General features: G+C 61.1%; 27 protein-coding genes and 1 pseudogene. 10 read left to right on the top strand and 18 right to left on the bottom strand.

The window, feature by feature from the left end:
• Positions 1–3 precede the first annotated feature (3 nt).
• Positions 4–459 (top strand): iron-sulfur cluster assembly scaffold protein, encoded by a 456-nt coding sequence (locus NWI_RS06885; protein ID WP_011314607.1) that lies wholly within the window; start codon positions 4–6, stop codon positions 457–459.
• Positions 460–569: 110 nt separating this feature from the next.
• On the opposite strand, the gene NWI_RS06880 is transcribed toward NWI_RS06885, so the two are convergent.
• Complete coding sequence (locus tag NWI_RS06880) at positions 570–1,487, bottom strand: hypothetical protein (protein ID WP_011314606.1); 918 nt, start codon at positions 1,485–1,487, stop codon at positions 570–572.
• Between the two features lie 266 nt (positions 1,488–1,753).
• Between NWI_RS06880 and yidD the strand changes: the two genes are divergently transcribed.
• Complete coding sequence (gene yidD / locus NWI_RS06875; RefSeq protein ID WP_011314605.1) at positions 1,754–2,107, top strand: membrane protein insertion efficiency factor YidD; 354 nt, start codon at positions 1,754–1,756, stop codon at positions 2,105–2,107.
• Between the two features lie 227 nt (positions 2,108–2,334).
• Here yidD and NWI_RS06870 read toward each other — a convergent pair whose 3' ends face one another.
• Positions 2,335–3,384, bottom strand: a complete 1,050-nt coding sequence (locus tag NWI_RS06870; RefSeq protein ID WP_011314604.1) for a hypothetical protein — start codon at positions 3,382–3,384, stop codon at positions 2,335–2,337.
• A 248-nt stretch (positions 3,385–3,632) separates the two neighbouring features.
• Here NWI_RS06870 and NWI_RS06865 point away from each other — a divergent pair, with 248 nt between their 5' ends.
• The gene (locus tag NWI_RS06865) at positions 3,633–4,667 is read left to right on the top strand and encodes a patatin-like phospholipase family protein (RefSeq protein WP_430691782.1); all 1,035 of its coding nucleotides are present in this window, start codon (positions 3,633–3,635) and stop codon (positions 4,665–4,667) included.
• A gap of 13 nt (positions 4,668–4,680) precedes the next feature.
• Here NWI_RS06865 and NWI_RS16855 read toward each other — a convergent pair.
• The 4 genes and pseudogenes from NWI_RS16855 to NWI_RS06840 form a co-directional block, all read right to left on the bottom strand.
• Positions 4,681–5,438 (bottom strand): annotated as a pseudogene (locus NWI_RS16855) (IS5 family transposase).
• Between the two features lie 92 nt (positions 5,439–5,530).
• On the bottom strand, positions 5,531–5,959 hold the full coding sequence (locus tag NWI_RS06850; protein WP_011314600.1) for a CBS domain-containing protein: 429 nt from the start codon (positions 5,957–5,959) through the stop codon (positions 5,531–5,533).
• A 234-nt stretch (positions 5,960–6,193) separates the two neighbouring features.
• On the bottom strand, positions 6,194–6,988 hold the full coding sequence (locus NWI_RS06845; RefSeq protein WP_011314599.1) for a rhomboid family intramembrane serine protease: 795 nt from the start codon (positions 6,986–6,988) through the stop codon (positions 6,194–6,196).
• A gap of 209 nt (positions 6,989–7,197) precedes the next feature.
• Positions 7,198–7,635 (bottom strand): hypothetical protein, encoded by a 438-nt coding sequence (locus NWI_RS06840; RefSeq protein WP_187148022.1) that lies wholly within the window; start codon positions 7,633–7,635, stop codon positions 7,198–7,200.
• A 444-nt stretch (positions 7,636–8,079) separates the two neighbouring features.
• Here NWI_RS06840 and NWI_RS06835 point away from each other — a divergent pair, with 444 nt between their 5' ends.
• The 3 genes from NWI_RS06835 to rpsD all read left to right on the top strand — a co-directional run bounded on the left by NWI_RS06835 (position 8,080) and on the right by rpsD (position 10,646).
• Complete coding sequence (locus NWI_RS06835; protein WP_011314597.1) at positions 8,080–8,637, top strand: PAS domain-containing protein; 558 nt, start codon at positions 8,080–8,082, stop codon at positions 8,635–8,637.
• 267 nt (positions 8,638–8,904) lie between these two features.
• A complete protein-coding gene (gene murI / locus NWI_RS06830) occupies positions 8,905–9,720 on the top strand; it encodes a glutamate racemase (RefSeq protein ID WP_011314596.1) in 816 nt (271 codons plus the stop codon).
• A 308-nt stretch (positions 9,721–10,028) separates the two neighbouring features.
• Positions 10,029–10,646: a 30S ribosomal protein S4 gene (gene rpsD / locus NWI_RS06825; RefSeq protein WP_011314595.1), complete on the top strand. Its 618-nt coding sequence runs from the start codon at positions 10,029–10,031 to the stop codon at positions 10,644–10,646.
• Positions 10,647–10,821: 175 nt separating this feature from the next.
• On the opposite strand, the gene NWI_RS16850 is transcribed toward rpsD, so the two are convergent.
• The 3 genes from NWI_RS16850 to grxD form a co-directional block, all read right to left on the bottom strand.
• A protein-coding gene (locus NWI_RS16850; protein WP_187147962.1) for an IS630 family transposase occupies positions 10,822–11,765 on the bottom strand; the annotation gives its coding sequence in 2 pieces (ribosomal slippage) (positions 10,822–11,427 and positions 11,430–11,765; 942 coding nt in all).
• A gap of 295 nt (positions 11,766–12,060) precedes the next feature.
• Positions 12,061–12,324, bottom strand: a complete 264-nt coding sequence (locus NWI_RS06810) for a PepSY domain-containing protein (protein ID WP_011314594.1) — start codon at positions 12,322–12,324, stop codon at positions 12,061–12,063.
• Between the two features lie 226 nt (positions 12,325–12,550).
• Complete coding sequence (gene grxD, locus NWI_RS06805; protein ID WP_011314593.1) at positions 12,551–12,889, bottom strand: Grx4 family monothiol glutaredoxin; 339 nt, start codon at positions 12,887–12,889, stop codon at positions 12,551–12,553.
• A gap of 233 nt (positions 12,890–13,122) precedes the next feature.
• Here grxD and egtB point away from each other — a divergent pair, with 233 nt between their 5' ends.
• Positions 13,123–14,370: an ergothioneine biosynthesis protein EgtB gene (gene egtB, locus NWI_RS06800; protein ID WP_011314592.1), complete on the top strand. Its 1,248-nt coding sequence runs from the start codon at positions 13,123–13,125 to the stop codon at positions 14,368–14,370.
• A gap of 42 nt (positions 14,371–14,412) precedes the next feature.
• On the top strand, positions 14,413–15,393 hold the full coding sequence (gene egtD / locus NWI_RS06795; RefSeq protein ID WP_041345479.1) for an L-histidine N(alpha)-methyltransferase: 981 nt from the start codon (positions 14,413–14,415) through the stop codon (positions 15,391–15,393).
• A gap of 6 nt (positions 15,394–15,399) precedes the next feature.
• Here egtD and NWI_RS06790 read toward each other — a convergent pair whose 3' ends face one another.
• The 6 genes from NWI_RS06790 to purC all read right to left on the bottom strand — a co-directional run bounded on the left by NWI_RS06790 (position 15,400) and on the right by purC (position 20,512).
• Entirely contained in the window at positions 15,400–15,633 is a 234-nt protein-coding gene (locus tag NWI_RS06790) for a BolA family protein (RefSeq protein WP_011314590.1), read from the bottom strand.
• Between the two features lie 212 nt (positions 15,634–15,845).
• Positions 15,846–18,059: a phosphoribosylformylglycinamidine synthase subunit PurL gene (gene purL / locus NWI_RS06785; protein WP_011314589.1), complete on the bottom strand. Its 2,214-nt coding sequence runs from the start codon at positions 18,057–18,059 to the stop codon at positions 15,846–15,848.
• A complete protein-coding gene (locus NWI_RS17555; RefSeq protein WP_011314588.1) occupies positions 18,059–18,736 on the bottom strand; it encodes a hypothetical protein in 678 nt (225 codons plus the stop codon). The genes purL and NWI_RS17555 overlap by 1 nt, the downstream gene beginning before the upstream one ends.
• Positions 18,733–19,434, bottom strand: coding sequence for a phosphoribosylformylglycinamidine synthase subunit PurQ (gene purQ, locus NWI_RS06780; protein ID WP_011314587.1), 702 nt, complete (start codon positions 19,432–19,434; stop codon positions 18,733–18,735). Before purQ ends, NWI_RS17555 begins: the two co-directional genes overlap by 4 nt.
• Positions 19,435–19,446: 12 nt before the next feature.
• Positions 19,447–19,686: a phosphoribosylformylglycinamidine synthase subunit PurS gene (purS, locus tag NWI_RS06775; RefSeq protein ID WP_011314586.1), complete on the bottom strand. Its 240-nt coding sequence runs from the start codon at positions 19,684–19,686 to the stop codon at positions 19,447–19,449.
• 58 nt (positions 19,687–19,744) lie between these two features.
• The gene (purC, locus tag NWI_RS06770) at positions 19,745–20,512 is read right to left on the bottom strand and encodes a phosphoribosylaminoimidazolesuccinocarboxamide synthase (RefSeq protein WP_011314585.1); all 768 of its coding nucleotides are present in this window, start codon (positions 20,510–20,512) and stop codon (positions 19,745–19,747) included.
• 344 nt (positions 20,513–20,856) lie between these two features.
• On the opposite strand from purC, the gene NWI_RS06765 reads away from it, so the two are divergent.
• The gene (locus NWI_RS06765) at positions 20,857–21,183 is read left to right on the top strand and encodes a DUF1476 domain-containing protein (RefSeq protein ID WP_011314584.1); all 327 of its coding nucleotides are present in this window, start codon (positions 20,857–20,859) and stop codon (positions 21,181–21,183) included.
• 233 nt (positions 21,184–21,416) lie between these two features.
• Here the strand turns inward: NWI_RS06765 and cynS are convergent, their stop codons facing one another.
• Positions 21,417–21,905, bottom strand: a complete 489-nt coding sequence (gene cynS, locus NWI_RS06760; protein WP_011314583.1) for a cyanase — start codon at positions 21,903–21,905, stop codon at positions 21,417–21,419.
• A gap of 428 nt (positions 21,906–22,333) precedes the next feature.
• Between cynS and NWI_RS06755 the strand changes: the two genes are divergently transcribed.
• A complete protein-coding gene (locus NWI_RS06755) occupies positions 22,334–22,912 on the top strand; it encodes a hypothetical protein (protein WP_011314582.1) in 579 nt (192 codons plus the stop codon).
• A gap of 74 nt (positions 22,913–22,986) precedes the next feature.
• On the opposite strand, the gene NWI_RS06750 is transcribed toward NWI_RS06755, so the two are convergent.
• Positions 22,987–23,397, bottom strand: a complete 411-nt coding sequence (locus NWI_RS06750) for a macro domain-containing protein (RefSeq protein WP_011314581.1) — start codon at positions 23,395–23,397, stop codon at positions 22,987–22,989.
• 12 nt (positions 23,398–23,409) lie between these two features.
• Positions 23,410–24,716 (bottom strand): IS3 family transposase gene (locus NWI_RS06745; protein WP_148203797.1). Its coding sequence is split into 2 segments (ribosomal slippage): positions 23,410–24,425 and positions 24,425–24,716, totalling 1,308 coding nucleotides; the frame shifts between segments, so codons are not numbered across the junction.
• Positions 24,717–24,823 lie beyond the last annotated feature (107 nt).

The following is a 24,823-nucleotide window of genomic DNA, read 5'->3' as shown; positions in this document are numbered from 1 at the left end:
CTTATGCTGAACGACGTTTACAACACCCGCATCATCGAACTGGCCGGCAATATTCCGCGCCTGGGCCGTCTGCCCGCGCCGGACGCCAGCGCCACCGCCCATTCGAAGCTGTGCGGGTCCACCGTCAAGATCGACATCAAGATGGATGGCTCCGTGGTCACGGACTTCGCGCACGACGTGAAGGCCTGCGCGCTCGGCCAGGCGTCCTCCTCGATCATGGCGCGCCATGTGGTCGGCTCGACCGCCAGCGAACTTCGCGAGTTGCGCGAAATCGTCCGCCGGATGCTGAAGGAAAACGGCTCGCCCCCCAAAGGAAAATGGGCCGAGATCGCGCTGCTCGAACCGGTGCGCGACTATAAGGCGCGCCACGCATCCACCCTGCTTACGTTCGACGCGGTCGTCGACGCCATCGGTCAGATCGAGGCCAAATCGGCCGCGCTGACCACCGCGCAAAGCTGAATCCAGCGTCGCCAAAGCGTTTTCGAGCGAAGTGGATACCGGTTCGCGTGAAGAAAACGCGACAAACAATAATAGAGCCTGCTTCTGATTCCATCAGAAGCGGAAAGGCTCTATTGCCGGGCCGGGACGGTCGTCACCACAGCAGCGCCGGAGGGCTCCGCTTCGGCCGTCTTGGTCGGCTGTCCCGTCATCGTCACAACAGCGGGCGCATTCGTGGCGCCAGGAAAGCGATCCTGTACCGGCTTGGTGACGAGATCGGCGACGGGCGCCTCGGCGACCTCCCCATCCGGCAACACATCCGCGACACGGTCCGTCGTCACCAAGTTGGTGGAACGTAACTCAGATCGCGACAATTCATAGAGCGCCTCCCAGGGAGGAATGTTAAGCGCCAGATACAACAGGTCACCCGACCCGCCCATCTCGAAGGTGTACTTGGCGAGCCGGCCGATGTCGCGCTCCACGGTCGTCAAATCCTCGGCAGTGTAGCTAGCGGCCCTGGCGTTCTCCGCGCGATCTCCCATCCAGATCTGATGAACGCGAACATGCGCACGCTCAGGCACGTAGCGGGTTTTTCCAGACAGCAACACGAACACGCACATGGACTCGCAATAGGCTTCGGGCAGCACGGCCGCGCGATCGCCTGCCGCCGTCGTGACGACGACGCTGGTTCCGACCGTGGTGCGCAGGCCGAGTTCCCGCCAGCGCCGCCCGAGCGCGATGGCGTCGTTGACCGAACCGCCACCGGAGTCCAGCACGACCGTCGCCCCAGCAAGATCGCGCCCGGCGGCGAAGTCGTTAAAGGTTTTAAGGGTCTCGCTCGTGACGAGGCCGACGGCGGTGATCCAGCTCCCGCAGCGCGGCTCACAAGCCACCCAGGAGAATCGCATCGGCTGCTTGCGCGCTTCGACGTTTACCTTTGCGGGACCTACTTTTTCCAATGCGGCCGATGGGCCTGAAAAGGCAAGACCAAAAGCTGCCGCGTACAAAAGCGCCCGTCCACAGAAGCCAGATGATTGCGCGAACCTCAATTCGGTTCCTTCCCGCGACCGATATCCCTAAAGCACCGGGCCCAATCCGTGCAGCCGGACCCTCACGGTCCAGCTCCAACGTGGTGATCTGTCATCAGAACATCATGAAACTAGCCGCGAGACGTGTCAGCGTCCATGACAACCTTTGCCATGATCCGCAAAACTGTGCGATATTTCCACGGCTTGTGGCGCGATTGCAGCTTGGCCTGGTTCCTGAGAGGGAACCTCCCGTCGATTGCGTGCCTTAAGATAGAAGCCCGCACTCCATGAAAACGATTCCATCAGAAGTGAGGTGCTCCAGGTTATGCCCGGCTTGTACGAATGCCGCGTTGCGGCTGCCACGAAATGCGGGGCGGGCGTTGATCTGGATCTATCGTCACACATTGTCGCCGCTGGTGGGGTTCAACTGCCGGCACCTGCCGACATGCTCAGCCTACGGTGACGAAGCCATCGCGCGTTTCGGGCTTTGGGGCGGCGGCTGGATGACACTGGCGCGGATCCTGCGCTGCCGTCCGTGGGGAACGTCCGGCATCGATAATGTTCCCGTGGCGAAACCGTCCGGCGCGACGTGGTACCGGCCCTGGCGTTACGGCCGCTGGCGCGGCGTGAATGCGAAGTAGCAATTTCTGAAGCGTCGCTTCGGATTTCAATCAGAGGTGAAACCCTGGATTGTTGTTTGACGCGCTTCTTCGCGCGAACCGGTTTCCGCCTTGCGCTGGCGCGGCCCTTCGGGTCCGGATCATGCTCCAGAGCCTGTTTCAACTGCGTTGAATTAGGCTCGTCGCCTAGCTTTTTATTTGAGCATGATCTTGTCCGAAAACCGGTTTCCACTTTTCGGGATCATGCTCTAACGCGCGAGAACTTCGATTTCGCCGTCAACGCCGTTGGAGACCTCGAAGCCACGTTCGAAGACCTTGCCTTCGTTCTTGGCGATGACGCGATATTCCCCCTCGGCCAACACGACGCGGGGAAAGGCTCCGATCGACTCCTTGATGACGTCCCCTCCGGGCGTCAGGACTGACCACGCCGTATTGGCCAGCGCCTCCCCGCCCTTGTCACTGACGAGCTTCAGGGTAATGACCGCGGCGCGATGGGAGATCGTCACGTCGGTCAGCTTCCCTGCTTGCACCCGGATATCCGATCGTACGACCGAGTTTGCGTCGCCATAGTTGGAAACGATGTAGTAGGTCCCTTCCGGCAGAAGCATGACGTCGCCCCCGGCGACATTGGGCAGGAGCGGCGCGCGTTCGGTGCCCTCGAACTGGCTGCCTTTATAGATGCTGAAGGAAATCTGGTTGGGCGGGATCATCGATGCGCCGACTCGTCCCTCGATCTTCAATCCCCCCGCCGGCAACACGAACGACTCCCGGTCGGCGTCGGACCTGAGCGTCACGGGCCGCGCGGCGCTGACCAGCCCCAGCGAAACGTGCACGACATAGTCGCCCGGAGGGAGCGCGATGCTCGGCGTCGCCTCATGATCCTCGCGCACCAGCTTGAAGGCGCCGGTCTCGTCAGGTCGGTCGGAATAAACGCGCCAGATCAGCCCGCTATTGATGGCCGGCAGATCCTTGCCGTAGCGCGCGGTCAGTGACAGCACCGCCTGCGCGGGAGATGCGACCCTGGGCGAGGACGTCAGCGGAACGGCGGCGACCGGCGCCTGAGTCAATGGCGCAGGCAGATTTGGCATCGACGCCGGATCGGCGGACGGCGCGAGGCTGATCGCAGCTCCCGGCGGCGGCGCTTCCGGAACGGATTCCGGCGGGACCGGCGGCGGACGTTCGCTGAACAATTGCGCCGAGGATATGTGAGGATACGTCGCGAGGAGCGTGACAACCGACACGAGCAGGGGCCACGAGCGCCGACCTGAACGATATCGATGATTTCCCCCGAAGATCATGGTGCCGGTTCTTCCCGGAAAACACGGCAAATTCAAGCCTCTGAACCCGTTCAGAATTGCATCCTGCTGTGGAAGGCTTAAAAACCGGCTCGCCGGGTTGAAACACCGCTGTCCGGTGATAATTTCCGCCCGGGCGAAGCAGCATCCGGCAAGTCATCCTGACTTCATCCTGTCTTGCGCTCACCCTGTCCGCCGGAAGCGCGGTAACCGATATCGGTAGTCGGAGAATCTCTATCGTGCCGGAGGATATGAAAGGTCGCGACCAGAACGGGTCGAACGGCCGGAAAGTAGGATTGGATAGCGTCAGGCGGCCCGTGATCGGACTGGCCCTCGGCGGCGGAGCCGCGCGCGGCTTCGCTCATATCGGCATTCTCCGTTCCCTGATCGCGCACGGCATCCAGCCCGATGTCGTGGTGGGCACATCGATCGGAGCGGTGGTCGGGGGCGCCTATGCCGCGGGCCGTCTCGATACCATGGAGGAGTGGGCTCGCAGCCTGCAGCCTCGGAGTCTCTTCAGTTACCTGGACATCCGGTTGAACGGCTCCGGACTGATCGGCGGCGCCAAGCTCACGGCCCGGCTCGAAAACGCTCTCGGTGACATCCAGATCGAAGAACTGCCGCTCAAGTTCGCGAGCGTCGCGACGGAAGTGCGCACCGGCCATGAAATCTGGCTTACGCACGGGCGGCTGGTCGATGCCATGCGCGCGTCCTATGCCCTTCCCGGCATTTTTGCACCGATGCTGGTTGGCGATCGCTGGCTGGTCGATGGCGCGCTCGTCAACCCGGTGCCCGTCTCCACGGCCCGCGCGCTGGGCGCCGAGGTCGTGATTGCAGCCAACCTCTCCAATGACGTGTTCGGTCGCAGCACCACGATATTTTCCCACGGCACGCAGAACGGCGTGCAGGAGGAGATCGTCGAGCCACCGCCGAGCAGACTGGGCTTCAGCAGGTTTTTTTCGCTCGAGCGAACGGTCAAGCGCGAATTCTTCGGCGGCGGCAATCGCCCGGGCGTCGTGTCGGTCATGACCGACGCGTTCAACATCATGCAGGATCGAATCACGCGGGCGCGGCTCGCCGGCGACCCGCCGGACCTTTTGATCTCGCCACGGGTCGGACAGATTGGCTGGTTCGACTTCCACCGCGCCGACGATCTGATCGAGCACGGCACACGCGCTGCGGATCGAGCGATCGAAGCCATTGTGGAAGCGATCGAAGTGCTCGCCCCGGCCTCAGCGCCGGACACTATCCGCCCGGCCGATGCTGAAGATGGAACCGAGCCTTAGGACGAATCGACATTCACCGCAGCCAGATCATTGCGGCAGCGAGATGGATGAACCCGGCGAAGTGGGCTGATCGTCTATCGTAGCGCGTTGCGAAGCGGCGGAAGTGCTTGAGATGGCAGAAGCAGCGCTCGATACGATTGCGTTGTCTGTAGGCTGTGGCGTCGTGCGGGATGATCACCTTGCGGGTTCGGTTGGATGGGATGACGGCTGTTGCGCCCATCCCGGCGATGAGCATGCGCAGGGCGTTGCTGTTATAGGCTTTGTCGGCGAGCACGGCTTCGCCGGTCTGGCCACGAAGCAAGGCCGGTGCCTGAGTCACGTCGCCGGCCTATCCGGCCGTGATAACGAACCGGAGCGGGCGCCCGAGCGCATCAGCCAACATGTGGATCTTGGTGGTCAGTCCACCTCGGGAGCGCCCCAGCGCCTGATCCCTGGCCCCCCTTTTCCGCTCGCGGCCTGCTGGTGAGCACGAACGATGGTACTGTCGATCATCAGATACTGGTTATCCCGATCCGCCGTCAGGGCTGCGAACACGCGCTCCCAAACGCCCGCATGACACCAACGGCTGAACCGCCGGTGCACCGTTTTCCATTTGCCGTACCGCTCTGGCAGATCGCACCAATGCGCACCCGAGCGCAGAACCCACAAACAGCCGTTCACGAACAGACGATTATCCGCTGCCGTGCGACCTGCATCGCCTGTCTTGCCGGGCAGCAACGACGAAATTTTCGACCATTGCGCCTCGTTCAATTCGTACCGCTTCGCCGCCATCACACGCTCCGTGCAAGTCACGGAACCCTATGAATCAGCGATTACGCATCTTGGGAATCCTGAATGTCGATTGGCCCTAATAGGAAACGTGTTCAGGCCATGTTGATGTAGTCGCGTAGCGCCTCCTGCTCGGCTTCGTAGTGCTGAAGTCGCAGTTTCACGACGTCCCCGATCGAGACCAGGCCTACCAACTTTCCCTCCTCCACCACCGGCAGATGCCTGAACCTTTCCGCCGTCATGACTTCCATGAGGTGAGCAACCGTATCCGACAGGCGGCAACTGACAACCTTGCGAGTCATGGCGGCGCTGACCGGTTGGTCGAGCGCCGCCGCGCCGTGCTCATCAAGCGCGCGGACAACATCCCGCTCGGACAGAATGCCCTCTATGCGCGCACCGCTCACGACGATAACGGACCCGATCTGCCGCTCAGATAAAATCCTGAGCGCCGCCGAAAGCTTCACGTCGGGTTCGACGCTTGCGACTTGAGGACCCTTGGCGCTGAGAATGGCACGTACTGTCATGGTCGGCCTCCCTTGGAGGGACGTCGCTTCCCTTGCGGGGATCGCGCGGGATCACTTTGCGCGATCCTTGCCGTTTAGCATTCAGGCGAAAGCTAAACGTCCATCTTGTCTAAACGTCCAACCCGTAAAGAGTGAAACGCACCGACAGGGGCATCGTTTCCATCACGAGAACGGATTCAAACTCGCCTGACCGAGTGGATGATGAATGAAATCAGCCTGCATCGCAAGCCGTCGTTAAAAATGATCCGCCCCGGAAGACGCGTCGTCGGGGTCGCGCGCCGGACGAGGCACCGGATCAAACAACGAAAACAATAGAAGGCCCGCCATAAAGCCGCCCATGTGAGCTTGCCACGCAACGCTGCCGGGCTCGGAGCCGATCGCGATCGATCCCATGCCGAAGATGATGTTGATACCAAACCAGACCGCGAGGAACGCGAGCACGCGGGGGTTTTGCAATGCGCGCGTCAACGACAGCGCCGGCACCTGCGCGGCGGCGTCGGCATCGCCGCGCCCGAAGGACAGAAAGCTTCCCTGCGCGAAGGCGAACCGGATCGACGCGGCCATCGCGCCGGACACCGATCCTGACGCACCGATCATCGGCGCGATACTATGCTCGTGGGTTACAAGATGCGCGGCCGCGCCGGCGACGGCGGCTACCGCCATGAAAAGAAAAAACCTGAAGCCGCCGAAACGGCGCGCCAGCGCGCTGCCGAAGGGCAGCAACCACAAAATATTGAAACCGATGTGACTGAGATTGGCGTGCAGCAGCGAATAGGTCACGAAGGTCCAGACCTTGGCGCCGCTTCCTCCTGGAAACGCCGTCGCCAGGAGACTCGGATCGTACCGCTTCGGAATGAAGCCGAACGCCTCGATGATCCAATATTCCAGATCAGGCGGAACAGACGACCACATAACATGAATGGCCGCCAGAAGGCCGATATAGGCGGTCAACGGCCCCGGCAGGGTCAGGATCGGTTCACGCGGAGGTTCCGGCGGACGTTCTGACGATGGATCTGGGGGGGAGTCCAAGGGCGGCGACCTGACGGGCTCAAGGGGACGATAGGCTGAATAAGCTGCATAAGGAGATTGTGCAAACGAGGTTCGATCCGGCTGATGAAACCCATCAAATGGTGGTCCAGACGGTCCCTTCCCGGTCGCAGGTCGCGCGACATTCCCGACAACGCAACCTTTCAAACCATGTCAAAACAGTTGCGACAGGAGAACAGAAAGCGAGTATGTTACTCGCTCTGCCGATTGCGCAACACCCACCATTTCAGCCCTTTGTAGAAAAGCACCATGGCGGTCAGCAAGGCCGCTCCCTTCAGGAACCAGGCCAGCATCTCCTCAAGACTTCGAGCGCTGTGGTCTCGTTCCCTTTCCGCGGGGACCTCTTCCTTTGCCGCTGGGACCTCGTTCGCCTGAGTGTCAGCCGGGACCTCCGCCTTTTCCGCTGAGGTTTCGCTCGCTTGAGTATCCTCCGAAACCTCCGCCTTTTCGGCCGAGACCTCGCTCACCAGAATGGTGGAGCCATCGCGAGCATGGCCAGCCTCGTTCTTGATAAGGAGAGCCAGCCGGAACTGGCTGTTCTCGATGGCCGCGCCGCCACCTCGGAATTCATCAGACCCGGCCGGAATACAGGCCGATTGAAGGCCGACCACAACACCAAAAGCGGCCACCCAAAACCGCGCGACTCTTCCCGCCTGTCTCATTCAGCGTTTGCCTCTGCCATCATCGAGTACGGGATAGTCCGCGAACGGCGCTCTATCCGGTCTCATGCCACTACGATTGCGACCGGCGGTCGCGCGGATCAAGCGGACTAATACCTCAATCCGGCTCTTGCTGTCGATGACGGCGACAGCCGATGCAGCCGGGCCGCGGGCTCCCCTACCCGCCCCCCTTCGCTGGCAAGCAAGGAATCTCGCGAAGCGCGTAAGTTACCGAGGCGTTAATTCACATGGTGAATTTAACGTTAACGGCACAATTAGGGATCGCATGACGCGGAAGCCGCCCTCCCGGCATGGACGCTGCAACACCACTCCTGCACAACAGCAAGAGGCCGAGGGTCGCCTTGAAGCAGGACGGATTTGTCCGGTTCGAGCCCCGGTCGGGACGGTTGCATCATGAAACATCCATCGAACCGGGCATTCTTCGCGTATTGGGATGAGAAGCGGGATGGCGAGCGCGCCCCCGACCGGCGCGTGATCGAACCGAACGCGGTTCGCCAGCTGCTCGGGGACATATTCGTGCTGTCCTACGATCCGGAGCGCGGCTATCCGTTCCGTGTCGCCGGAACCCGCGTGTGCGCCCTGCTTGACCGCGATCTCAAAGGCGATAATTTTTCAGCCCTGTTCGCCGCCGCAAGCCGCGATGAAATCACCGACATTCTCGGCATCGTATCCGAAGAACTGCTGGTCTCGGTCGCAGGTCTGACCGCTACCGAGAGGAACGGATCGCTCGCACATTTCGAACTGCTGCTGTTACCCTTCAACCATCGCGCACATACACCCATCAGCCTCACCGGCCTGCTGGCGCCGATGCAGCATAGCCGGCAGCCGGTAGCCGACTTCACCCTCACCTCGTGGCGCTATCTGAATCATCCGCCGCAACGCTTCGTCCCGCGCGCCCTCAAGAAGCTGGCGATCGCGCGCGGCTTCATGGTCTACGAAGGATTGCGCTAGAGGTTCTTCTCTGTTTATGAATGAAGAAACTGATCCAAAATATTGATATGCCTGCGCAAGCGCTTCAATCGAAGGGTTATTCAGCCAGGCCGAACCCGTTTGCCGGAATTTGACTACATCCGATTGAAATAACGAGAATACTCTCAAAAAGGAGCAATTCGGGGATACTCCGACGGCAGACTTTCCGCGCGGCACGTTTCGCCGGGTGGACAAATCAGCCCGATCCGTAAAAACTCCGCGGTAACCGACCATCCCTAATATTGCCGCGTGTCATACAGCCCCACCATTCTGGTCCTCGATTCCGGCCTCGGCGGCCTCACCGTGCTGCGGGAGATCGTCAACGCCCTTCCCGCCGCGCGATATATCTACGTCGCCGACGACGCCTTCTTTCCCTATGGTCGCCTCAGCGAGGAAGACATCATCGCGCGCGTGGTGCCTCTGGTCGGAGAATTGATCGGGGCCCACGCCCCCGACATCGTGGTGATCGCCTGCAACACGATGTCCGTCTCGGTGCTGGGACCGTTGCGCGCCGCCTATCCGGCGCCGTTCGTGGGCACGGTTCCAGCGATCAAGCCGGCTTGCGCCGCATCGAAAACCAAGCGCGTGTCGGTGCTCGGCACCCGGGCGACCGTGCAGCGCGAATACACTCAGGCGCTGATCCGGAATCACGCGCAAGCCTGCACCGTGACGCTTGTGGGCGCCGCGCGGCTGGCCTCCCTGGCGGAGGACGCCCTGAGCGGCAAGCTGGTCAGCGACGCCGACATCCTGAGCGAGATCACGCCATGTTTCGTTCCGGCTGGCGAGGGCGGCGGCCTGCGCACCGATGCCGTCGTGCTCGCCTGCACCCACTACCCGCTGCTGCTCGACCGGCTGCTCAGGCTCGCGCCATGGCCGGTGTCATGGATCGATCCCGCGCCAGCGATCGCCCGCCGTGTTGTCGATCTGCTGGGGCTGCTGGGGCCGCTCGCGCCGAATACCGCCGGCGATCATGATCGTCCCCCCGAGATGATTTTCACCTCCGGCCGCTCGCGCACGCTGGCGGACGCGCTGGCGCCGTTCTTCGGCGGACGCGTGCCGGCATGAACCAGCGCATCGCCGGCTCAGGATATACGGCCGCGGGACGCGCGATGTCCGCAGCCGGGCTCCCCGTGCTTTGGTTTGACAGGACCATGGTTTATCCTTAAGAAAACGCCTGCACGCGGGCCGGTTTCGGCCCGCGTTGCGTTTCGCGACCCGTGGTCCCGCCTGTGAAGCTTATGGGCCGGACCTGTCGGCGGCAGATTTGTCATGATCCCGAAAAGCGGCCTTCCGGTTTTCGCCATGTCCAGATCTTCCGCACAGGAGGGCGCGTCTCCTCGATCCACAGGCTTAAACTTTGACAAGAGGACGCGATGACTAAGCGCAACGAGGCGAAGTACAAAATCGATCGCCGCATGGGGCAGAACATCTGGGGCCGCCCTAAGAGCCCCGTCAACAAGCGCGAATACGGTCCCGGCCAGCACGGCCAGCGCCGCAAGGGCAAGCTCTCCGATTTCGGCACCCAGCTTCGCGCCAAGCAGAAGCTCAAGGGCTATTACGGCAACATTTCCGAACGGCAGTTCTACGCGATTTACGTCGAAGCGACCCGCATGAAGGGCGATTCGGGTGAGAACCTGATCGGCCTGCTGGAGCGCCGTCTCGACACCGTGGTTTATCGCGCGAAGTTCGTGCCGACCATCTTCGCCGCTCGCCAGTTCATCAACCACGGCCATGTCAAGGTGAACGGTCGCCGCGTCAACATTCCGAGCTACAAGCTAAAGGTCGGCGATACCGTCGAAGTGAAGGACGCATCGAAACAGCTCGCGCTCGTGCTGGAAGCCAACCAGCTCGCCGAACGCGATGTGCCCGATTTCATCGACGCCGACCACAACAAGCAAAGCGCGAAATTCATTCGCATTCCGCAGCTTGCGGACGTTCCTTTCGCGGTGCAGATGGAGCCCCATCTGATCGTCGAATTCTATTCGCGCTGATCCGAGTATCATCCAGGTTCAAGAAAAAGCCCCGGAGCGACCGGGGCTTTTTTGCGACGTGGAGCGTCTGCACTGTAGCGTTCCCGGGGCAAGCATGCCCTGAGGCTGACCAGAGGATGGGATACGATTCGCGTGAAGAAGACGCCCGATTCTAATCTGCTAGAGCATGATGAGTTTAGATTTGGTTGTATCCTGCATTGACGAAGTAGTTGGCGCATTCAGCCGGTGCAACGGTTTCGAGGATCGGAGCGATAGCATTGTAGACGGCCTCGGTGGTCCGCTGCGCGGCTTTGCGTAGCCAGTGTTTGAACTTGGCAAAGAACTGCTCGATCGGGTTCAGATCAGGCGAGTATTTCGGCAGGTAGAAGAGCCGGGCACCGGCGGCACGGATGACGCGACGCACGGCGCTGGCCTTGTGCGAGCCGAGGTTGTCCATAATGACGATGTCGCCGTGCCGCAGGGTCGGGACCAGAACCTTCTCGATGTAGAGAAGGAAGGCTTCGCCGTTGATCGGCCCCTCGATGAACCACGGCGCGGTGATGCGATCGTGGCGCAGAGCGGCCATAAAGGTCATGGTCTGCCAGCGGCCATGCGGCACCTTGGCTCTGATGCGTTGACCGCGCGGCGCCCAGCCCCGCAGCGGCGCCATATTGGTTTTGGTCCAGGTCTCATCGATGAACACCAGCCGAGTGGGATCAATCCGATCTCGATACTTGGTCCATTGCGCTCGCCGACGGGCGACATCGGGACGATCCTGCTCTGCAGCAATCAGCGTCTTTTTTTGTAACTGAGCTTCACAGCGTGAACGAACTCCCACATCGTGCGGTAATCGACCTTAAGGCCACGCTCGGCAAGTTCGGCCACCAGCCCGCGCACGGTAAAGTCCTTTCGGCACCGTTGCAGCAGCCATTCGCGGTGCGGCCCCGCAATCTTCTTTGGCCTATAGCCGCCGATCTGGCTTGGCGCGACGCTGCCGGTCTCGTGGAAGCGTTGTACCCAGTTGATCGCCGTGCTGATGCCCACCCCAAACTGGGCCGCAGCCTGATGCCGCGACAGGCCGCCTTTAACGACAGCACGCACTACCCGCTCACGAAGGTCGTTCGAATAGGCTCGTCCCATCCATGCTGGCCTCCTTCCCAGTCAGCATGTTGAATCAGATGAATTCTGATTTGGGAATCTCAATCGATTCAAAATAAACCCATCCCGCTCTAGAGCATGATCCGATCAAGTTGAATCGGACCATGCTCTAGAAATGGTTGTCTGGTCGCATTTTCTTGCGGCGAACCGGTATCCACTTCGCCGGAAAATGCTCTAAGAGTCTGGTTCAACGGCGTTGAATCAGACTCACGTCCTGTTTTTTTTGATTGAGCATGATCTTATCCGAAAACCGGTTTCCACTTTTCGGGATCATGCTCTAATCGTTGTCAGGCTTGCTCTTGGTGACCTCGCCGCTTTTCGGGTCAACCTGAAGATCGTAACGGACACCCTTGAGATCGGCCTCCAATTCCAAATGGCCGTCGTCCGCCTCGACCTTGCTGAAGTTGGTGTATCCCTGCGCGGTCAACTTCTCGATGACCTGATCCGCAGGCATCCAATCGGTCCCCGGCTGGTCGGCCTTGGCAAGACCGGCAACCGCCACGGTCGCCGCCATCGCCAGGGCAATATATCGTATTCTCATCCACGATCTCCCTGCAACGCAATTGGTCCGCACAAGAACGGCCACACGTTGTCAGGGTTCCTCGCCGCGAATTGAACGCCTCACATCACGCGCATGAAAGAGCGGGCGATGAACGCGCCATCATCGCCGATCAGAGCCTTCACCGCTGAGGATCGCATCGATATCCTGCGCCGAACTGTCCGCGACAATACCCTGTCGCGGGACCGGCGGCGCGCCCGAACCGTGGTCAGGCCGACGCCGGCGTGTTGAAGGCGATGCCCTTGTCGGAGAGCAGCTTCTGAAGCTCGCCGGCTTGGAACATCTCGCGAACGATGTCGCAGCCGCCGATGAATTCACCCTTGACGTACAGTTGCGGAATGGTCGGCCAGCTCGAATAGGTCTTGATGCCATCGCGCATTTCAGGAGATTCAAGAACGTTCAGGCCTTTGTAGCCCACGCCGACGTGGTCGAGAATCTGAACCACCTGCCCCGAAAAACCGCACTGGGGAAACTGCGGCGTGCCCTTCATGAACAGCACGACGTCGTTCGACTTCAGTTCATTCTCGATGGTTTCCTTAATGCTCATCCGTCACATCCTTTTGGCCGCTAGTTTATGGAGCCGCGAGCGGCCCTGTCCCGTTTGGCATGTATATAGCCCGAAACCGTTGTGCAACAAAGTAATTGCCGGGGTTGTCACAGGCGCCGCCGCCAAGGCTTCCTGAAATAGCATGACGCCCCTGCAGGTTGCGGCCCGGCGAAAGGACTATTCCACGGAACCCATTCCCCGGAACAACGTTCCTCTCCAAACTGGAGAGTTCTGTGGCGAATCCTGCATCTGCCGCCGGGGCGGTCCCTCGTGTCTCGCCGTTTGCCGCTTCGAGGGGGCTGGCCGATGACGTTGTAGAAGCATTTCTAGCGGTCCGGAGCGAGACCGAGCGGCGCGCGAAGCCGCTGACGCCGGAAGATCAGATGGTGCAGTCAATGCCGGACGCCAGTCCGGTGAAGTGGCACCGCGCTCACACGACCTGGTTCTGGGAACAGTTTCTACTGGCGCGGCACAGTCCCGGCTATGTCGGGTTCCATCCGGATTACGCCTTCCTGTTCAATTCGTATTACGTGAGCGCCGGCCCGCGTCACGCGCGCGCTGAGAGGGGTCTTCTGACCCGTCCCGGCGCGGAAGAAATCACCGCCTATCGACGGCACGTCGACGCCGCGGTGGTCCGATTCCTCAAGGAAGCGGATGACGACGCGCTGGCCGAGATGATGCCGCTGATCGAAGCCGGCCTCAATCACGAACAGCAGCACCAGGAACTGATGCTGACGGATATCCTGCACGCATTCGCGCAAAATCCGATTGCCCCCGCCTACGACACGTCGTGGCCGTTTTCCGGGCCGCACACAGGCAGCGGATGGATCACGCTGAACCAGGGCATCCACACCATAGGGCATCAGGGCGACAGTTTTCATTTCGACAATGAGAAGCCGGCCCATCGCGTTCTGGTGGGCCCGGTCAAACTCGCCCGCGGTCTCGTCACCAATGCGGACTGGCTCGCCTTCATGGACGACGGCGGTTATCGCGACGCCACGTTATGGTTGATGGACGGCTTCGCTGCGGCGACCAGCGAGGCGTGGGAAGCCCCGGCCTACTGGCGAAGGAAGGACGACGGCTGGCAGGTCATGACGCTGGGCGGCTTGCGGCCGCTCGATCCGAACGCTCCCGTCCGCCATGTCAGCTATTATGAGGCCGATGCCTTCGCGCGCTGGAGCGGCAAGCATCTACCGACCGAGATGGAATGGGAAGTCGCGGCGCGGGCCGGACATCTCGACGACGCCTTCGGCGTGGCCTGGCAATGGACGCGAAGCGCCTACGCGCCCTATCCGGGATATCGCGCAAGTCGCGATACGCTCGGAGAATACAACGGCAAGTTCATGGTCAACCAGTTCGTTCTCCGGGGCTCGTCGCTGGCGACGCCGGCACGGCACAGTCGCGTCAGCTACCGGAACTTCTTTTACCCGCATCAGCGTTGGCAATTCACCGGTCTGCGCCTCGCCGACTACGGCGTCTGATCGCCGTCAACTCACACGCGTCGCGACGCAGGGGGCACTATGATGAATCCGGATGCGGCCACTTTTTCCGGGACGCCACGATCCAACGAAACAGGGTCCAGCGAAAGCACACGAACCTTCGCGCGTGACGCGATCGCAGGATTGACTCACCATCCGAAACAACTCCCGCCAAAGTATTTTTATGACGCGGCAGGCTCCGAGCTGTTCGAACAGATCACCCGGCTTCCCGAATATTATCCGACACGCACCGAACTCGGCATTCTGCGCGACCGGTCGGCTGAAATCGCTTCGATCATTCCCGAACATGCGGCGCTGGTGGAGTTCGGCGCCGGCGCTCCCACCAAGGCGCGGCTATTGCTGGCCGCGTGTGAATTCGCCGCCTATGTTCCGGTGGACATTTCGGGCGACTTTCTCAACGCGCAGGCCCGCGGCTTGCGAAAAGAGTTTCCGCATCTCGAAATCCATCCGGTGACGGCCGACTTTACCGCGCCGTTCCATCTACCCGATCAAGTCGCGGCCATGCCGAAGGTCGGATTCTTCCCCGGATCGACGCTGGGCAATTTCGAACCTCACGAAGCCAACCGCTTCCTGCGTGGGGCGCGCGATATCCTGGGTAAAGGCGCATACATGCTGATCGGTGTCGATCTCGAGAAAAACGAACGGAGGATGTACGAGGCCTACAACGATGCCGCCGGCGTCACCGCGCGCTTCAACCTGAACATGCTGGCTCGCGTCAATCGCGAACTCGGCGGTAACTTCGATCTGGCCGCGTTCGCCCATCGCGCGATCTACAACCGGGAGCGCCACCGGATCGAGATGCATCTCGTCAGCAAAAAACCGCAGACGGCCCGCTTGCACGGCCACAGCTTCGCCTTCCGCGCCGGCGAAAGCATCCACACCGAAAGCAGCTACAAGTACAGCATCGAACGTTTCAACGCCCTGGCGAAGGGGTCGGGCTGGACGCCTGTGGCCGCGTGGACCGACCCCGAGCGGATGTTCTCGGTTCACGCGCTGGTGTGCTGACGACGGCTACTCGGGCACGCCGGTCTGCAAGGCCAAAGCGTGGAGAACGCCGCCCATCTGGCCCTTCAGCGACTGGTAGACAAGCTGATGCTGCTGCACCCGCGATTTGCCGCGGAACGACTCCGAGATCACGGTCGCCGAGTAGTGATTGCCGTCACCCGCGAGATCCTGGATTGTCACCCGGGCGTCCGGAATCGCCTCCTTGATCATCGACTCGATATCCCGCGCTTCCATCGCCATCTCAAAGTGTCTCCCAAATCCGCCGCGTTCCCAATAAGGCACCGGAATCCCCGCAAACGGCCGCCGAGCTTAACGTGGCCGCGCGGTCCAGTCACGCCGTGGTCGGCCTTATATTTGCACGAACCGGTTCAACCGCAAGACGGCCGCGGCAAGACGGCCCGCGCCTGCGTGTTCGCCGCAACCGCGTGCGCCATACGTCGTCTCCCGGCGCATCACGGCTTTCCGGCCATGTAGTCCGGCAGCCAGCTTTCAAAGCCTTGCCGCAAGACCTTGAGGTCGACAGCGCGCTCGCCTGCGATAGCGATCTCATGACCACCCGTGAGCCCGATCTGAATGCAGGGCACGTTCACCGCCTTGAGCTTGGTAAAAACGCTCAACAGATCCCGCTCGTGAACGGTCACGATATAGCGCGCCTGATCCTCGCCGAACCACCACGCATACGGCACGATCGCCGCCGGAGCGGCATCGAGTGCCGCGCCGATGCCATCAGCCATCGCCATTTCCGCCAGCGCGACGAGAAGCCCGCCGTCAGACACGTCATGAACGGCCGTCGCGGTGCCGGCGTGGATCATGCCGCGCACCACATCGCCGTTGCGCTTCTCCGCGGCGAGATCGACCGGCGGCGGCGCTCCCTCCTCGCGCCGGCAAATGTCGCGCAGGTAAACCGACTGGCCGAGCCATCCCTGGGTGTCGCCGATCAGCAGGATCGGATGCCCCTCTGCCTTGAAGGCAAGCGAGGCCGATTTCGTGAAGTCATCGAGCAGCCCGACGCCGCCGATGGTGGGCGTCGGCAGAATGCCGCGGCCGTTAGTCTCGTTATAAAGGGAGACGTTGCCGGACACGACCGGGAAATCCAGCGCGGTGCAGGCCGCCGCGATGCCTTTCAGGCAGCCGACGAACTGGCCCATGTTCTCAGGCCGTTCCGGATTGCCGAAGTTCAGGTTGTCGGTGATCGCCAGCGGACGTCCGCCGACTGCCGTGATGTTGCGCCAGGCTTCGGCCACCGCCTGCTTGCCGCCCTCAAACGGATCGGCCTCGCAATAGCGCGGCGTCACATCAACCGTCAGCGCGAGACCCTTCGGCCCGTCCTCGACGCGCACCACCGCCGCATCGCCGCCGGGACGCTGCACCGTGTTGCCGCCGATGACATGGTCGTACTGCTCCCATACCCAGCGCTTGGAGCACAGTTCGGGCATCGCGAGCAGCTTCTCCAGCGCGTCGGCTGTCGTCAGGGACGGCGCGACGTCGCGCGCCTGAATGACGGGCAATTGCGGCGACGGCACATGCGGCCGGTCATACAAGGGCGCTTCCGATTCAAGCTCCTTGATCGGCAGGTCGGCCATCACATCGCCGCCGTGCCGAACCACGAAGCGCCTGCCCGGCGTGGTGGAGCCGACAATCGCGAAATCGAGCCCCCACTTCCTGAAGATCGCCTCCGCTTCCTTTTCCTTCTCGGGCTTGAGCACCATGAGCATCCGCTCCTGGCTCTCCGAAAGCATCATCTCGTAGGCGCTCATGCCGGTTTCGCGCGTCGGCACGCTGTCGAGATCGAGATCGACGCCGAGATCGCCCTTGGCGCCCATTTCCACCGCCGAGCACGTCAGCCCCGCCGCGCCCATGTCCTGGATGGCGACGACGCATCCCTTCGCCATGATTTCGAGACAGGCTTCCAGCAGCAGCTTTTCAGCGAAGGGATCGCCGACCTGAACGGTCGGACGCTTCTCCTCGCTGTCGTCGTCGAACTCGGCCGACGCCATGGTCGCGCCGTGGATGCCGTCGCGGCCGGTCTTGGAGCCGAGATAGACGATCGGCATGTTCACGCCCGACGCCGCCGCATAGAAAATCCTGTCGGCATCGGCGAGACCGACCGCCATGGCGTTGACGAGGATGTTGCCGTCATAGCGGGTGTGAAAGCGCACCTGCCCGCCCACGGTCGGCACCCCGAACGAATTGCCGTAGCCGCCGACGCCAGCCACCACGCCGGAGACGAGGTGTCGCGTTTTCGGATGCGACGGATCACCGAAGCTCAGCGCGTTAAGGCAGGCGATCGGGCGCGCGCCCATGGTGAAGACATCGCGCAGGATGCCGCCGACGCCGGTGGTCGCGCCCTGATAAGGCTCGATGTAGCTCGGATGGTTGTGGCTCTCCATCTTGAACACCACCGCCTGCCCGTCGCCGATGTCGATGACGCCGGCATTCTCGCCGGGGCCCTGGATCACCCAAGGCGCCTTCGTCGGCAGCCCGCGCAGATGGATACGCGAGGACTTGTACGAGCAATGCTCGTTCCACATCGCCGAGAAGATACCGAGTTCGGTGAATGTCGGCGTCCGGCCGAGCAGCTTCAGGATGCGCTCATACTCGTCCGGCTTGAGGCCGTGCGAGGCGACGAGTTCAGGCGTGATTGGAGGTTCGTTGCGGACAATCACTACAAGCAGGCTCCAGAGCCACTGTCTAACCCTATTATTTTTCTCGCCGTCTGAATAATAACATCTCTATCTTGGCTCAGCATATGGCCGGATCGATTTACGCCGGGCGCAAAAAGAAAGCCGTCGCTTGCATTCCGTTGAAGTCCCCAGCGTTTCGCGGCGCGAAGACAGATAACGACTCGCTCGCGAGCGCGGGCCATCGGAAAAAGATACTGGTGGGCCCAACCAAGGGCTGTTTGATATGATGGCAAAGTACGAGCCATCTTCGCATCAACAAACGAAGATGAGTGATATGGGCAAAGTTCCAGAACGGCCACACGACTTCGCAAATACTCCGGATCCGCGCAAATTCTTTTTGTTCGCGATACCCACCAGCTTTTTTCAGTCAACCCGCGCTGATCTCTCAGCCACTCATTTCCTTGGCGCTGCCTGAAATAAAACTGCTGCTCCGATGGATCGCTGCCGGCTTTCTTGTCTTTATCTGAGAGGCCCGGATTTGTATAAAGCAAAACAATCGGCGCGGTTCGGAGTGGTCCGTAAAAAGGCGTCGGCAAATAATCTAGATCAAACTTATTCGGAGCATTGAATAAGATTTCCCTATCTGCTGGATGAACCTTTTCCGACGGCCCGACTTCTTTCCAAAACTTAAAAATGTCTACTTCATCTATTTGCTTCACGCCGCCCGCTCCAGATGCGCGACGAGGCCCGCGAACAGGCCGCGCCCGTCGGTGCAGCCCATGATATCTTCGACGTGATTTTCCGGATGCGGCATCATGCCGAGTACGTTGCCGCGTTCATTGACGATGCCGGCGATCGACTGCGCCGCACCGTTGATATTATGCGTGTCGCCGACCTCGCCTGACGCCGAGCAATAACGATAGAGCACACGCCCCTCGCCTTCGAGGCGGCGAATGGTGTCCTCGTCGGCGGCATAGTTGCCCTCGCCATGGGCGACGGGCACGCGGATCACCTGCCCCGCATTGTAGCCGCGCGTGAACGGCGTATCCGAGCGTTCGACCCGCAGATGCACGTCATGACAGATGAACTTCAGCCGCGCGTTGCGCATGAGGATTCCGGGCAGCAACCCGGACTCGCAGAGAATCTGAAATCCGTTGCAGACGCCGAGCACAAGACCGCCGTCCGACGCGAAGGCGCGCACCGCGTCCATGACCGGCGCGCGCGCGGCGATGGCGCCGCAGCGTAAGTAGTCGCCGTAGGAAAAGCCGCCCGGCGCCACGACAAGATCGGTGCCTTCGGGCAGCGAAGTCTCCGCGTGCCACACCATCGCGGGCTCGCGCCCGGACACCAGCCGCAACGCGCGCGCCATGTCGCGCTCGCGATTGATGCCGGGAAAAACGAGAACTGCGGACTTCATGTCGTGCGTCGCCTAGCCCAGAACCTCGACGCGATAGTTCTCGATCACGGTATTGGCCAACAGCTTGTCGGCGGCCGCCTTGAGCGCGGCTTCCGCCTTCGTCTTGTCGCCGTCAAGCTCGATATCGAACACCTTGCCCTGCCGCACGCTGGCTATGCCATCGACGCCGAGCGATTTCAGCGCTCCCTCGATGGCCTTGCCCTGCGGATCGAGAACGCCGGCTTTCAACGTAACAGTGACGCGTGCCTTCATCTTGAAACGTAACCTGCCTGTGCTGCCCGTCACCCTCTCCCGCAAGGGAGAGGGACGATTATCCCTTCACCAGCACCGGGCCGGCGCCGATCGGCCGCTCGTTCTCCATGAGGATGCCGAGCCGCTTGGCAACTTCGGTGTAGGCTTCCAGAAGCCCGCCGAGATCGCGACGGAAAACATCCTTGTCGAGCTTCTCGTTCGACTTGATGTCCCACAGCCGGCACGAGTCCGGCGATATTTCATCGGCGACGACGATTCGCATCATCTCATTCTCGAACAGCCGGCCGCATTCCATCTTGAAATCGACAAGCCGGATGCCGATGCCGAGAAACAGCCCGGTCAGGAAGTCGTTGACGCGGATCGCCAGCGCCATGATGTCGTCGATTTCCTGCGGCGTCGCCCAGCCGAACGCCGTGACGTGCTCTTCCGACACCATGGGGTCGTTGAGCTGGTCGTTCTTGTAGTAGAATTCGATGATGGAGCGCGGAAGCTGGGTGCCCTCCTCGATGCCGAGTCGCTGCGACAGCGACCCCGCCGCGACGTTGCGGACCACGACTTCCAGCGGCACGATCTCGACCTCGCGGATCAACTGCTCGCGCATGTTGAGACGACGGATGAAATGCGTCGGCACCCCGATGTCGTTGAGGTGCTGGAACAGGTACTCCGAAATCCTGTTGTTGAGGACACCCTTGCCCTCGATCACCTGATGCTTCTTGGCATTGAACGCGGTCGCGTCGTCCTTGAAGTGTTGAATCAGGGTGCCCGGCTCCGGTCCTTCGTAAAGCACCTTGGCCTTGCCTTCGTATATGCGACGCCGACGGCTCATTGGGATGTACCGTGTGTTGTTGAAATCCATGAAGTTGGTGTGCTCCGAGCGCTTGATGTGACCGTGGCGGAGCTGCCGCGAAGGCCAGGAGTTCCGGACCCATCCCGGTCAAGAACAGGAAACAGAACAAGAACCCAGCCTGTCCGCAGGGTAGCCGATTGAGTCTCCAAGTACAATCAATGCCGACCGTCCCGCGCGAAGTTTTACCCGCCTCACCCTGCGACCTTGCGCCCGTTGTTCCCGGATCGGCCCTTCCTTATTTAGGAATGTGATCTAGGATATTAAACCGGCCGCGCCAGCGGACGGATTAAAAGCTTCGGCAACAATGGAACCGGACCCAAGCCATGAGCACATCATTCGACAAGCGTGAAGAAGGTTTTGAGAAGAAGTTCGCGCTCGACGAGGAGCAGAAATTCAAGGCTGAGGCCCGCCGCAACAAGCTGCTGGGATTATGGGTCGCGGAGAAGCTCGGAATTACCGGCGACGCCGCCAATGCCTATGCCAAGGAGGTCATCGCCGCCGACTTCGAACAGCCGGGTGACGACGACGTTTTTCAGAAAGTGATGGGCGACCTCACCGCCAAGGGCATCGCGCTCACCGAGCAGCAGGTCCGCGCGCAGATGAACCTATTCTTGGCGGAGGCTATCGCCCAGGTAAAGGCGGGGACGTAAGGCTTCTCTCCGCGTTATTTTCGCGGCCGCGACCACCCGCGCCCGGCTTTGCGCCGGGCGGGGATGATAAGGTCGGAATTCAGGAGCGCGACGCGGGTCGCTCAAGGCGATCTGCCGCGCCATCGCCCCTGCTCTCCACGATAACCAAGCCGGGTCGAGCCGTTAGAACATGATCCGATAAGATCATGTTCGAACAAAAAGATAAGCGAGGGCTCTGATCCAACGCAGTTGAATCAGGCCTCTTCGAGGTGACGCTCCCGATGCTGCTCGCTGGCGGCGGTATACTTGAACGGAAGGAACTTGCCGCACATGCCGATCTTGACGCGATCGCCCTTCGGGCTGGCGACGCGCGCAAGCTCGAGGTCGAAGTCGATCGCCGACATGATGCCATCGCCAAACTCTTCCTCGATCAGCACTTTCAGCGCCGGTCCGTTGATCATTACCAGTTCGTACAGGCGATAGATCAAGGGATCGGTCGGCGGCATGGGAACGCCCGCGCCGCGCACAGGCACCTCGTTGAGCATCGCGATTTCCGTCTTGGAAAGGCCGAACAGCTTTCCGGCAACCGCCGCCTGCGACTTGGTCAGCTTCATGTGGCCGAGCAATGCGCTGACGATCAGGATATCGGAACAACCGCCGATCTCGCCGGCGATGTATGACCAGCTCCATTCCTTCTCGCGCTTGATGTCGAGAATCTTTTCGGTGAGGTCGGATCGCTTCATCGTTGTCTCCCGTCTGAAAAGCTAGCCTTGGACCACCCATCCATTGCAATGCCCGTGCCATGGCGGATTCGGCTGGAATACGGGGTTTGAAGGCCAGAAGTGACGCGGAAAGCCGTGCCGACGGCGGGCGATTGACCAGAATTTACGCAACGCCTGCCGCATCAGCGGGCACCCGTCATGAAGCGCCCAGTTCAACGGGGCGACCGTTTCACCCCCTCCTCCCTTGCCGTCGCCGGATAATAGGATTATATTCCACCACATGACCCCGCCGCACATTCCTCCCACCCTCGCCCGCCTCCGCGTCAAACCGGACGAAACCCGCCGATGGTTCGACCGTTGCAGGTCCGCCCGCCATTCAGGCAACCGACCGACCAAAGGGCACACGGCGGCCGCATCCGGATTCCAGCGTCCGTGCCGTACGGCACCTTGTGGAGACGACCACGCTAACCTTTGCGCAGATACAGGCCCGAACCGGAGTCAACCATTCGACGATAACGCTTTGGAAGCGCAATCATGGCTGGACGCGCCCGGCGTTCGCTGCGCGCCATTCCTATGACGTGCCGCTCTGGCGGGCCGGCCCACGGCAAAAGACGGCCGCGTTGACAGGACGGCTGGTTGCGATCGCCGAGCGTATGGTGCGCGACCTGGAGGAGAAGCCGGACACCGACATCGACAAGCTGATGCAGGCGATGGAGGCCTTAAAGATGGCGCGGCTGGAGGCCAGGACCCGAAATCGTCACTGGCCTGTCATCGGCCCCTCGCGCACCGGCCGGGAGGTTCTCAACGAGCAGGAGGCGATCCGCGCCGCGCTCAAGGAGATGCGCCGCGGCGGCGTCGACATCGACTGTGCCCCGCAGGAGGCGCTGGATTTGGTGATCGATGCGAATATGCCGGTGGAGAAGGATCATCCGGCGCTGAGGGAGAGGGGAGCGAGGAGGAGAGGTAGGCAGGCCGCCGCAACCACAGCGATGCCTACAGAATTATCTGAGATTAAACTACGGGAATAATTGACAAAAACAAAAATGTTCTCTATTTGTACCATAGTCACCGGATCCTGGGAGTGGGGACAAATAGCGCTCCATCACTGGGCCACATCATCCCAATCCAAGCCACCATTTCCGCAACCAAGGCGCGGAAACGAAATCTCCGAAATTCCTAGTGCTTTGTAGTTCTCTACAAACTTCCTAAGCCCAGACTCAATCCATTCCAACTTTGAGGGATTACGCCAGTGAATCTTCGTTGGAAAGTTTAGCGTAAGGTGCTCGTTACCGCGCCATAACCACAGCTTACCGGGTGTAAGCAGCTTCTTATCGCAAATGCGTTTATACGCGTCGAACATATCCGGCTGACGCTTCTTGAATTCAAGCGCAATGCCTTTTCCCATAACGCCAACACAGTTGACTGTATTGACCAATGTTTGTGCCGTGGATTTGTCCGTCGTCAGATGAATTGAGACTGTTCCGGGGTCACGGGAACGGAGGTTCTGGCTCATCTGGGTTTGAGGTTAGGCGGCCTGCAGGTGATGCTGCAAGCGTCTTTGGTGGATGGTCTGGCGTTTGATCCTTTCGCGTTCGGTGAGGATGGTCTGCCCGCGGCCGAAGTAGACGTCAGCGGGCGTGAGATTATCGATGCTCTCGTGATAGCGGCCGTGATTGTAGTGCTCGACGAAGGCCGCGACCTGCCGTTCAAGGTCGCCGGGCAGATAGTAGTTTTCCAGCAGGATGCGGTTCTTCAGGGTCTGATGCCAGCGCTCGATCTTGCCCTGCGTCTGGGGATGATACGGCGCGCCGCGAACGTGTTTCATGCCCTTGCCGTCGAGCCAGGTAGCGAGTTCGGCCGAGATGTATGAGGCGCCGTTGTCGCTCAACAGCCTCGGCCGATGCGCGACCGTGATCTGGTCGAGCCCCGATGCCGCCAGAGCCAGATCGAGCGTGGCGGTGACGTCATCCGCCCGCATCGTGGCGCAGAGCTTCCAGGCGACGATGAAGCGGGAGAAGTCGTCGAGCACGGTCGAGAGATAATACCAGCCCCAACCCGTGATCTTCAGGTAGGTGAAGTCGGTTTGCCAGAGCTGGTTGGGCGCTGTCGTCTTGTCCTTGAACTCAGACGCCGCCTTGATGACGATATAGGCTGGGCTGGTGATGAGATCATGAGCCTTCAGCAGCCGATATACCGACGCCTCCGAGACAAAGTAGCGCTTCTCGTCGGTGAAGCGCACCGCCAGCTCGCGCGGGCTCAGCTCCGTTTCGCGCAGCGCCAGCTCGACGATCTCGGCCCGGATTGGGTCAGGAATCCGGTTCCAGACACGATCCGGCCGCGAGCGATGATCGGCCAGAGCCTCGATCCCACCGGTGAGATAGCGATCGTACCAGCGATAGAACGTGGCGCGCGGGATGCCGAGCTTGTCCAGGGTTCGCCGTGCCGGCAGATGCGAGGCCTCGACCAGGCGAATGATCTCGGCCTTTTCGGATGCAGGATACCTCATGTGTCGTCCTCCCCATCCGCGAGCATGCTTTTTTTCAGCAGGCGGTTTTCCAGGGTGAGATCGGCCACGGCCTCCTTCAGGGCCTGCGCCTCACGGCGCAGCTCTTTCACCTCGTCCGACGTCGCGGCGCGGGCCGTGTCACCAGCGAGACGGCGCTTGCCGGCGTCGAGGAACTCCTTCGACCAGCCGTAATACATCGACGAGGCGATCCCCTCGCGCCGACACAGCTCGGCGATGCTCTCCTCGCCGCGCACGCCTTCCAGCACGATGCGGATCTTCTCTTCAGCCGAGAACTGCCGGCGCGTTGCCCGGCGGATGTCCTTCACGACCTGCTCTGCCGGTGCTTTCTCCGGCCCGGATTTCTATCTCATCTGCGCTCCAAATTGGCTGCGATGATCCAGAAATCCTCCCTTCCCGAAAACCCCTAAACTGT

Source organism: Nitrobacter winogradskyi Nb-255 (assembly GCF_000012725.1).
GTDB lineage: Bacteria > Pseudomonadota > Alphaproteobacteria > Rhizobiales > Xanthobacteraceae > Nitrobacter > Nitrobacter winogradskyi.
This window is presented reverse-complemented; position numbering and strand designations above follow the sequence as displayed.

Bases quoted from the DNA above. Each gene is read 5' to 3' on its own strand.
- NWI_RS06885 (WP_011314607.1), top strand. From the start codon at position 4: ATGCTGAACGACGTTTACAACACCCGCATCATCGAACTGGCCGGCAAT.
- yidD (WP_011314605.1), top strand. From the start codon at position 1,754: ATGAAAACGATTCCATCAGAAGTGAGGTGCTCCAGGTTATGCCCGGCT.
- NWI_RS06870 (WP_011314604.1), bottom strand. From the start codon at position 3,384: ATGATCTTCGGGGGAAATCATCGATATCGTTCAGGTCGGCGCTCGTGG.
- NWI_RS06865 (WP_430691782.1), top strand. From the start codon at position 3,633: ATGAAAGGTCGCGACCAGAACGGGTCGAACGGCCGGAAAGTAGGATTG.
- NWI_RS06850 (WP_011314600.1), bottom strand. From the start codon at position 5,959: ATGACAGTACGTGCCATTCTCAGCGCCAAGGGTCCTCAAGTCGCAAGC.
- NWI_RS06835 (WP_011314597.1), top strand. From the start codon at position 8,080: ATGAAACATCCATCGAACCGGGCATTCTTCGCGTATTGGGATGAGAAG.
- rpsD (WP_011314595.1), top strand. From the start codon at position 10,029: ATGACTAAGCGCAACGAGGCGAAGTACAAAATCGATCGCCGCATGGGG.
- NWI_RS06810 (WP_011314594.1), bottom strand. From the start codon at position 12,324: ATGAGAATACGATATATTGCCCTGGCGATGGCGGCGACCGTGGCGGTT.
- grxD (WP_011314593.1), bottom strand. From the start codon at position 12,889: ATGAGCATTAAGGAAACCATCGAGAATGAACTGAAGTCGAACGACGTC.
- egtD (WP_041345479.1), top strand. From the start codon at position 14,413: ATGAATCCGGATGCGGCCACTTTTTCCGGGACGCCACGATCCAACGAA.
- NWI_RS06790 (WP_011314590.1), bottom strand. From the start codon at position 15,633: ATGGCGATGGAAGCGCGGGATATCGAGTCGATGATCAAGGAGGCGATT.
- purQ (WP_011314587.1), bottom strand. From the start codon at position 19,434: ATGAAGTCCGCAGTTCTCGTTTTTCCCGGCATCAATCGCGAGCGCGAC.
- purS (WP_011314586.1), bottom strand. From the start codon at position 19,686: ATGAAGGCACGCGTCACTGTTACGTTGAAAGCCGGCGTTCTCGATCCG.
- purC (WP_011314585.1), bottom strand. From the start codon at position 20,512: ATGAGCCGTCGGCGTCGCATATACGAAGGCAAGGCCAAGGTGCTTTAC.
- NWI_RS06765 (WP_011314584.1), top strand. From the start codon at position 20,857: ATGAGCACATCATTCGACAAGCGTGAAGAAGGTTTTGAGAAGAAGTTC.
- cynS (WP_011314583.1), bottom strand. From the start codon at position 21,905: ATGAAGCGATCCGACCTCACCGAAAAGATTCTCGACATCAAGCGCGAG.
- NWI_RS06750 (WP_011314581.1), bottom strand. From the start codon at position 23,397: ATGAGCCAGAACCTCCGTTCCCGTGACCCCGGAACAGTCTCAATTCAT.